1 protein-coding gene is annotated in these 1,616 nt (G+C 71.6%); it reads right to left on the bottom strand.

Features of this window, described 5'->3' with window-relative positions; translation table 11 throughout:
* Positions 1-1,616, bottom strand: a 1,616-nt coding sequence (locus GT045_RS04350; RefSeq protein WP_237538340.1) for a condensation domain-containing protein, incomplete at both ends; no start/stop codon positions are given.

Genomic DNA, 1,616 nt, shown 5'->3' on the forward strand with positions numbered 1-1,616 from the left:
TGGTGGGCGTAGGCGTGGAGGGAGGTGTCGCGGACCTGGTTGATGAGTTGGGTGAAGGTGGGGTTGTCGTGGGTGTGGGTGCGTAGGACGAGGGTGTTGACGAAGAAGCCGATGAGGTGGTCGAGGTTGTGGTCGGTGCGTCCGGCGATGGGGCTGCCGAGGGGGATGTCGTGGCCGGCGCCGAGGCGGGTGAGGAGGGCGGCGAGTCCGGCTTGGAGGACCATGAAGAGGCTGGCGCCGGTGGTGCGGGCGAGGTCGGTGAGGTGTTGGTGGAGGGTGGGGTCGATGTCGACGGTGAGGTAGTCGCCGCGGTAGGTGGTGATGGTGGGGCGGGGTCGGTCGGTGGGGAGGTCGAGGTGGTCGGGGAGGTCGGCGAGTTGTCGGGTCCAGTAGGTGATCTGGGTGGCGAAGAGGCTGTCGGGGTCGTTCTGGTCGCCGAGGAGTTCGTTCTGCCAGAGGGTGTAGTCGGCGTACTGGACCGGTAGGGGTGCCCAGTCGGGGGCCTGTCCCTGGACGCGGGCGGTGTAGGCGTGGGTGAGATCGGTGGCCAGCGGGCCCAGTGACCACCCGTCACCCGCGATGTGATGCAGCACGAGGATGAGGACGTACCGGTCCGGCGCGAGGCCGAACAGCTCCACGTGCAACGGCGGTTCGCCCGCGAGGTCGAAGGCGTGGCGAGCCGCGGACGCCAGGGCCTCCGGCAGCCCGGCCTCGGTGCAGTCGGTGACGGGCAGCTCGACGGCCACCTCGTCCAGGACGTGCTGGAAGGGAGTGCCGTCGGCCTCCGGGAACACCGTGCGCAGACTCTCGTGCCGGGCCACCACGTCCCCGAGGGCCGCGCGCAGGGCGTCGAGATGCAGCTCGCCCGTCAGCCGCAGGATCAACGGGATGTTGTAGGTGGCGCTCGGCCCCTCCATCTTGTGCAGGAACCACAGCCGGCGCTGCGCGAAGGACAACGGCACCGTCTCGGGCAGCCGCTGCTTGGCCAGGGCGAGCCGCGCCGGCCCCGCCGTGTCGAGCCGGGCGGCCACCGCTCCCGCGGTACGCCCCTCGAACAGCGTCCGCAGGCCGATCTCGACGCTGAAGGCCGCCCGGATCCGGGCGATCAGCCGGGTGGCCAGCAGGGAGTGCCCGCCCAGCTCGAAGAAGTCGTCGTCGACCCCGACCCGGGGCAGCCCCAGGACCTGTGCCATCAGGTCGCACACGATCTGCTCCTGCGGTGTGCGCGCCTCCCGGCCGGCCCCCGTCGCCCCGGACTCCGGCGCCGGCAGCGCGGCCCGGTCCAGCTTCCCGTTGGCCGTCAGCGGGAGTTCCCCCAGCAGCACGACGGCCGAGGGCACCATGTACTCCGGCAGCCGGTCCCGCGCGAACTGCCGGACGTCCTCGGCCCGCAGCGCTCCCTGCGCCACGACGTAGGCGACCAGACGTGTCGTGCCGGGCTGGTCCTCGCGGGCGACGACGGCGGCCTGCGCGATGTCCGGGTGGTCGGTGAGGACCTGTTCGATCTCGCCGGGTTCGATGCGGAACCCGCGGATCTTCACCTGGTGGTCGGCGCGGCCGACGAACTCCAGCTCGCCGTCGGCGTTCCAGCGGACGAGGTCGCCGGTGCGGTACAT

Origin of the sequence: Streptomyces sp. SID486 (genome assembly GCF_009865385.1) — a bacterium.
Classification (GTDB): Bacteria; Actinomycetota; Actinomycetes; order Streptomycetales; family Streptomycetaceae; genus Streptomyces.